The following is an 8037-nucleotide window of genomic DNA, read 5'->3' as shown; positions in this document are numbered from 1 at the left end:
TAGAGCATCCGGCTCATAACCGGACGGTCTGGGGTTCGAGTCCCTAATGGCCCACTGAAAAAAGACTATGCAATGCATAGTCTTTTTATTTTATCTCAATATATTCTTTTATGTCGGCTACTTCGCTTCGTGTCAGTCCGTCCATCATGATAAGTTCATATTCGCTCTGAAAACCTCCATTGTTTTCACGGAAACTGATGATTTGATCAGCTATTGCTTCATCTACATGAGGAAGAAGGATAAGTGTATCAAAGTTTGCTGTATTGATATCAATGGGGGCAAGTTCTTCCAGTGTTGGCGGGATATCCGTATTATCATCTGTCACTTCTTCGTGATAGTCTTCTTCTGTGATATCTTCGTAAACAGGATCAATTACATATATATGTTCCCTGATTGCTTCAAAAGTTTTTTCGCCGATACCACTGACTTTCATTATTTCTTCTATATTGGAAAAGCCGTTGTTCTGCTCACGGTAGGCTATGATCTCTTCTGCGGTCTTTTCACCTATTCCGTGCAGTTTCATGAGCTCTTCTGCACTTGCGGTGTTGATATCAAGAATGAGATATTCTGTAATATCAGCTGTAGTAGATACGGTTTTATGTTTGATGGGCTCGGATGAGGTCTGAGTTTTGGAAGTTGTTTTTCTTAATGTTGTTTTCGTTTCGGTAATGTTTGTCAGTGACGCAGATACTTCGATATCGTTATCAATTATAATAGTGGTTGTATTTTTCTTTTTATCGGAGATATGGAAGTAAAAGGCCGCTGTTACCACTACAAGTGCAGAGCATAGCATGAAGAAAAGATATTTTCCGAAAAGACTGTCTTTTTTCATTTCTATCACTCCCTTATTTATATAATAGCATAACAAACGACAAAAAACAACAAAAATCGACATTCATGCTTCAAAAAAAGGCTGACTTTAAGTCAGCCTTTTGTCATATATCATACCTTTTGATATACTTTTTATTGTCAATACTGAATTTAAGTGTAAGAACGTCATCCTCAAGCTCAGCTGATATGACCTCTGCATTTCTGATCTTCAATATTTTGGAAAGCTCTTTCGTTTCTTCGGCTTCATAATCAAAGAAGTTATCGGAGGTGAAGAGTACGCTTCCCATGAGTGCATTTACTTCTGCAAGGCATTTTTTCTGACTTTCTGAAAGCGAGTTGTTATACCTGCGAAGGAGAAATACATCGGGATCATTGAAAAATGCACGTCCGTCCAGCTGACGTCTGAATACAGTGTTGAGTATTGAATTTCGGGTACTTACGCGCTCACGGTGCATAAGTCTCATGTGCGGTTTATCATTCCAGTCAAGAGTAACATCACAGCCTATGCGGCAGTAATCTGCTTTCCCGAAAGCGGAAGCAAGCGGAACTCCGCAGGCAAGAATCATTGCGTCACCTGCACATTCCCGCAGGAACTCCATTGCTTCGTGCATGAGCTGTCCACGTGTCTTGTCCCTACGCGGAACTATACACGCCGCGTACAGAAAATCGAGCTTCAGCAGCTTGTATCCCCATTCGTTCACGATAGTCTCGATAACGAACCTGATATACTCCTGCACCTCGGGATTGTTTATATCAAGCGCGTAGAAGCCGCTCCAGTTGGAACCGCCCCTGACAAAGCCGCCGTCATCGGTACTGATTAGCCAGTGTTTGTTATTCCTGAATATTTTCGATCTCTCCTCACATACAAAAGGAGCGAGCCATATACCGGGTATCTGTCCCGCTTCGGAGATCATATCCGCGATCTTTTTCATTCCGTTTGGGAACTTTTCGCTGTCAACGCTCAGCCAGTCGCCAACATAAGTCTGCCAGCCATCGTCTATCTGAAAAACGTCCGCTTTGCAGCTGAGTGAGTTTATGCCGTTCAGATCATCTGAGATGTTCTTTTCGTTTATATCCTGAAAGTGATCGTACCAGCTCGTATAGCCGAAGATCGGTTTTACGCCCGTGGGTGACTTTATGTCAAGTTCCGCAAAATATCGGTCAAAGACCTTATTTTCACTTCCCTCAGTCATAAGTATTTTCAGTGCACACCATTCGCCGCTTATATCGAGATCGGCACAGTCCTTTTTTATTATAATCGAATTTTTATCGACCTGTGTGATTATCTGAGTAAATCCCGAGCTTTCGGCAAGCGAGCCGATAAAGCTGTAAAGCTCCTCATTCCTGATATAACCATAGGACCAGCCGTGCATATTTTCACCGTACTCGCTGAAATTGTAGTCGCCGTACTGTGAAAAGGCATACTTTTCGTTCAGAGCGCAGGGAATATGACCGATACCGCGCATTTTATCATGGATACCGTGCTCCGTTGAATCAGTCCACGACTGGTATCCGTTGAGAAAGATCTTTTCACTTTCGCAGTAATCATATTCAAACTCAGCGCAAAGCTTCTGTATGGTTATTGTATCGTTTGCTCTGACGTAAACCGAAAATATATCATTGTCGGTATTTATCACGAGCTCCATTTTGTCATTGCGGAGCGAGCTCGAGGTTATTGCCATAAAGTCGTTTTCGCCGTCCCTGTACAGAAACTGCAGTGATTTGAATTTAAGCATTTTTCTGTTCCTCCTCTATACGGGAGATGATCTTTTTTTCATTATACCGCAAAAAGACTATTCCGCCGAGGAGACACAGCACAGCAGCTGTAAGGGCCGTGAGACGGTATCCGAGGCCATATCCCGTTTCGCCTTTTTCAACTTCGGAATTGATAAGTATCATGCTTGTGAATATGAGCATAGCCAGCGATTGTCCGAGCTTGAAGGCAAAGGTCCTTGCAGCGTAGAACATTCCCTGACGGCTCTCACCTGTGTCGAGCTTGTCGGCTTCCGATATATCCGCGACTACAGCCTGTGGAAGGATACCGAGGACAGCCATTGGCAGAGCAGCTAATACAGCTATGATAAAGCCGTAAGCAATGGATGGTATGCCTATTAGCCCTGCGCCTGCGGTGACCAGAAAGGCAAAGGAGAAGAACAGGAACGCAAATGCGATAAGCTTCTTCTTGCCGAGCTTTTTCGAGAAAATATTGACCACAGGATAGAACAGCAGAGATACGACTGTCATTGTAACAAAGAGCGGGAAGGTCATGCCCGAATCAAGTCCGAGAAGGACTGTGATATAGAATGAAAGACCTGTCTGGAACAGCGTCAGTCCTATCCAGTAAAGTATGTCGGAGCATACGAATGTGCGGAATTCCTTATTCTTGAATGTGGACAGGAGGGAGCTGAAAGCAGAACTCTTGCTGGGCGTCGTGTCCGCGTACCGGTTTTCGTCTATGAGGAATGCGGGGATAAGCATACAAACAACAGCAACAGCTGCCATGATAGCGATAGTTACTCTGAAGCTGTTTGCATAGCCCATGCTGCCTATGAATATATTTGCGATATTTGGTACGAGATAAGCTATAGCAGTACCAAAGAAGTAGGTAACGGAGATAAACGTCGAAAGATTTATCCTTGCGTTCTGAGTACTGCCAAGCTCGGGGATAAGTGCATTGTACGGTGTACAGTAGCAGGTCATGCAGAAGTAGAAAAGCATGGCGAAAACAAACAGAGTCACTGCGTTTCCCTTATTTTCAGCGCCAAATGGCGATATGAACATCAGTACCGTAACGATACCGAAGGGAACGGCCGCAAAGCGCATAAAGGGTATGCGTCTGCCAAGCTTATGCCTGAGCGAGTCTGACTTGCCTGCAATGAAAGGGTCGGTGACAGCATCGAAAATACGTCCGAAAGCGGTTATGACTCCGATAGCTGTCAGACCTATAAAAGTACCTTTGGGGATAAAGAGGACCTGCCCCTTTGCCAGCTCTTCCTGACTGGGCTGGTAGAAGAAAACGAGCCAGTTGGCAATAATGCCGGAAAGCAGCGACCAGCCGAGCTGACCTATTGCAAAGATCCATAAAACCTTATTGTCAGCTGTTTTTCTTTTCTCCATAAGAGCCTCATTCCTTTCTTAAAAAAGAAACTGCGGCTTCAATGATAGTACTTAATTCTTCTTCGGCGAATGAAAAATCGTCACCGGGGAGCAGCTCTCCCTGAGTGAGCTTTTTGCTCAGCTCCTGTAAAGCGTGAGCGTATGAAAGGTAGAAAAGCTTGATATTCGGAACTTCACGGACTGTACCGTCAGCTACGCCTACCATGTAGGATTTTTCAAATACGGGGTAGAAATTGATGATGGACCTTTCGTATTCCTTTAGCTCATTTTTCGGGATATTCTGAGAAGCGAGCATAAGATCGAACTCCGTGAGGACCTTCATAAAGCTGGGGTGAGCCTGATAAAGGACAATGAACATTCTCATCAGGTCGCCGACCTGCTTGATGCCCGGCTGTTTGAGGAATACTTCAGAGTCGAAGATGCCGCTGAACATCTTGTTCAGTTCATCCCATAAATAGGTCATTGCAGCAATAGTGATACCGTTTTTTGTGCCGAAATAACGGTAAAGAGTAGCTACGCCGAAACCGCACTGTTTTGCAATGTCGGTCATTTTTACAGCGTCGATGCCGTTTTTCAGGAAAAGCTGTGCAGTTATTTCAACAGCCTTTGCCATGCGTTCAGATCTTATTTTTTCCTGTGAGAATTCATTTTCCATTTGACAAACCTCCTTTTTTGTGATAGACTATACACAAGATGATAGCCAGCCTATCATGTTATAAATTATTTTAACATATTTCATAAACTTTGTCAAGACATTGGAGGAATTTTTATGAATTGTTCAAAATTCGTTTTTGAAAATGCAATATCTCGTAAAACGTATGAAAAGGCAGTCAGAAATAAGGCAAAGTTCATAAAGAAATTCGGAGATGATACAGATGCGGTCTATCATCTTTCACCAAAGGAAGTTCCTGTTATCGGTAAGGCGCTGGGCGTAAGAAATCTTGTAATAAGCCCGAAAAGCGGATGCAGTTTTGATGAAAAAAGCATAATAATAGGCAATATCCGTATGGGCTTCGGACATTACAGGATATCCATGGCTATAGCTTCCGCAGCTCATTCAATGGGCTATGAGCCCTACTGGTTCGATCTTCATTCTTTCAGCAATACTACCTGCGGAAAGATCATAGAGCAGCAGAACGAGCTTTATTCGATGGGCTCGCGTCTTTCACAGAGATTTTCGGTATTCAATAAGCTTGTATGGGAGCCGCTTAACAGCGAGGGCTTCCGAAAGCTCAGCTACAATGTTTCCGATCAGAAGATGACGGAGCTTATGACGGCGGTATTCCGCGATATCCCGAAGGATATCCCGTTTATAGCAACTCATGTATGGCCCTCTCAGGCGGCAGTACACTCGGGTCTGAAGAATGTGGTGAATGTTATTCCCGACAACTGGCCGATGGCGCTGCATTTATCGGAGGGAGCGATCCATACTGTTCAGACACCTTCTGCCTACCTCGGCTATCGTGCTTTGCGCGGAATGGACAAAAAGCGCTGTCTTAAGCCGATGCCGAAGGAGTCCATAGCATATACAGGTCATTATATAGATCACGAGCTGGTCAGCAATATAGAAACGGACTGTGCAAAGCGGGTGAACAGGATACGTGATGACAAGCCTGTAAGGTGGCTTATGTCCGTAGGCGGCGCAGGGGCGCAGAAGGAGATATTCACAGCTGTTGTACGCAGGCTTCTGCCGTCCATAAAAATGGGAAAGGCAGTACTTTTCATCAATGTCGGCGATCATGCAAATGTGTGGAGTCAGCTTATTAAGGAAGTACCGCAGATGAAGCCGTTTGTGCATGAGCATTTTGAAGATTTTGCAAAGACGGAAAAGCTTTGCCGGAATATATACGACGGTAATATCAAAGGGATACACGCTTTTTGTCATTCCGACATTTTTGCAGCGGTCTATTCGACAAATCTGCTCATGAGATGCAGCGATGTGCTTATCACAAAGCCGAGTGAGCTGGCATTTTATCCTATCCCTAAGCTGATGATAAAGCGCGTCGGAGGTCACGAAGCATGGGGAGCTGTCCGTTCCGCAGAGATAGGCGACGGGACCTATGAGTGCACAACTGCTGCCGAAACAGGTGCCATGATAGATATGATACAGAACGGAAGGGATATAATAGAGAAAATGTGCTCTAACATTCTCGCAGCCAAAAAAGCAGGCATTTACGATGGCGCTTACAGAGCAGTGGAGCTTGCGGTTGGCAGCAAGCAGCAGTATCAGCATATATAGATGCTTTATAATAAGACATTAATTAAGACCGCAGACGTAAAAACTGCGGCCTTTTTTTGCAGCATAATGCTTTATTTATCAATGTTTTTGTTCGGCATATTTAATAAATTATTCGCTGTTTCAATGTGCAAATCACTGAAATTTGTGCTTAATCTTCGGAAAGTCCACCTGTTATGCAAAAAGTAGGTTGTTAAAAAAGGGAATGTAAAGTATAATTATAGTGGAGAGTTTTATGAATCCTGGAGAAAATATTTAAAAAGGAGTGATATTCATGAAGCATTCAAACCTTTTCGGGAAGGCGATCTCAGCCGTAACAGCCACAGCGATGCTGTTAATGGGCAGTCCGGCATTTCCCGGAAACAACACACTGACCGCTAAGGCAGCCGATCAGCAGGAAAGAGGCAATATCGGCGGTTTCGATTACGAAATGTGGAATCAGAACTATACCGGTCAGGTCTCGATGAATCCTGGAGCAGGAAATTTTACCTGTTCATGGAGCGGAATTGAAAACTTCCTTGCTCGTATGGGTAAAAACTACGACAGCAAGAAGCAGAATTACAAGAGTATAGGCAGTAATATCGTCCTTACCTATGATGTTGAGTATACACCTAAGGGAAATTCTTATATGTGCGTTTACGGATGGACAAGAAATCCCCTTATGGAGTATTATATAGTTGAAGGCTGGGGCGACTGGAGACCACCCGGAGACGGTGCTGAGAGAAAGGGCAATGTTACTCTTAACGGAAATACCTATGATATATGCAAGACAATGCGCTATAATCAGCCATCTCTCGACGGTACGGCAACATTTCCTCAGTACTGGAGCATCCGTCAGACAAGCGGTTCAAGGAATAATACCACAAACTATATGTCAGGTACTATTTCCGTAAGCAAGCATTTTGACGCATGGTCAAAGGCAGGTCTTGATATGTCGGGAACTCTTTATGAGGTATCGCTCAATATCGAGGGCTACAGGTCAAACGGTTCCGCAAACGTAAAGAAGATCACTGTTGATGAAAACGCACCTGATGAGGATGATCCGAATTCTCAGAAGCAGGATGTTGAGGACGTTGATCCTTCAACACTTCTCGATGAGAACGGCTACTTCTTCAACGATGACTTTGAAAAGTCATCCGGCAGCTGGGGCGGAAGAGCTTCAGAGACGGTAGATACTTCATCTGCCGCAGCTGTAAGCGGTTCAGCCTCACTTAGCGTAAGCGGAAGAAACAACACATGGAACGGTGCTGCAAAGTCTCTTGATTCTGCTGCTTTCAGGGCAGGAACAGAGTACAGCTTCAGCGCTAACGTAATGTACGAAAGCGGACCGTCAGAGCAGACTTTCCAGCTTTCTCTCCAGTATTCGGACGGTTCGACCACAAAGTACGATCATATTGCTTCGGGCAGTGCTGTTAAGGGCGAATGGCTCCAGCTTGCCAATACGAAGTATACCATACCCGCAGGAGCTTCTGATGTTGTGCTATACATTGAAACAGATGATAGCGATTCGGATTATATCGACTTCTATGTCGATGATGTTATCGGCGCTCCCGCAGGCACAGAGATCAAGGGCGCAGAGCCGCCTAAGAAGGCAGTAATGGGCGATGTGAACTTCGACGGAGTAATAGACTCCCTTGATATGATTACTGCAAGAAAAGCCATTCTCACAGGCGAGCTCAAGGGCTCGGCACTCAAGGCGGCAGATGTCGATCAGAACAGCAAGTTTGAAACGGCTGATCTGGTCCTTATCCAGTCATATATCCTTAAGAAGATCACGGAATGGCCCGAGCCTGAGGTGATCATTCCCGAAAAGCCCGATATCGACACATCGAAGTGGGACAGCTATAAGGAGA

Annotated in this window: 6 protein-coding genes; 2 read left to right on the top strand and 4 right to left on the bottom strand. The window is 44.6% G+C overall.

The window, feature by feature from the left end; genetic code table 11:
* Nucleotides 1–85: 85 nt before the first annotated feature.
* The 4 genes from Q0R37_RS14315 to Q0R37_RS14300 form a co-directional block, all read right to left on the bottom strand.
* Nucleotides 86–832, bottom strand: coding sequence for a helix-hairpin-helix domain-containing protein (locus Q0R37_RS14315; RefSeq protein ID WP_294755245.1), 747 nt, complete (start codon nt 830–832; stop codon nt 86–88).
* A 103-nt stretch (nt 833–935) separates the two neighbouring features.
* Nucleotides 936–2567 carry a glycoside hydrolase family 36 protein gene (locus Q0R37_RS14310; RefSeq protein ID WP_294755244.1) on the bottom strand — a complete coding sequence of 544 codons (1632 nt, stop codon included), beginning with the start codon at nt 2565–2567 and terminating at the stop codon, nt 936–938.
* On the bottom strand, nt 2560–3948 hold the full coding sequence (locus Q0R37_RS14305; RefSeq protein WP_294755243.1) for an MFS transporter: 1389 nt from the start codon (nt 3946–3948) through the stop codon (nt 2560–2562). The genes Q0R37_RS14310 and Q0R37_RS14305 overlap by 8 nt, the downstream gene beginning before the upstream one ends.
* A 7-nt stretch (nt 3949–3955) precedes the next feature.
* Entirely contained in the window at nt 3956–4603 is a 648-nt protein-coding gene (locus Q0R37_RS14300; RefSeq protein ID WP_294755242.1) for a TetR/AcrR family transcriptional regulator, read from the bottom strand.
* 114 nt (nt 4604–4717) lie between these two features.
* Here Q0R37_RS14300 and Q0R37_RS14295 point away from each other — a divergent pair, with 114 nt between their 5' ends.
* The gene (locus Q0R37_RS14295; protein WP_294755240.1) at nt 4718–6187 is read left to right on the top strand and encodes a hypothetical protein; all 1470 of its coding nucleotides are present in this window, start codon (nt 4718–4720) and stop codon (nt 6185–6187) included.
* A 271-nt stretch (nt 6188–6458) separates the two neighbouring features.
* Nucleotides 6459–8037: glycoside hydrolase family 11 protein (locus tag Q0R37_RS14290; protein ID WP_294755239.1), on the top strand; the 1579-nt coding region annotated here is incomplete at its 3' end.

Source organism: uncultured Ruminococcus sp., assembly GCF_946415235.1.
Classification (GTDB): Bacteria; Bacillota; Clostridia; order Oscillospirales; family Ruminococcaceae; genus Ruminococcus.
The sequence above is the reverse complement of the archived record's forward strand: the minus strand, read 5'-3'. Positions and strand labels throughout refer to the sequence as shown.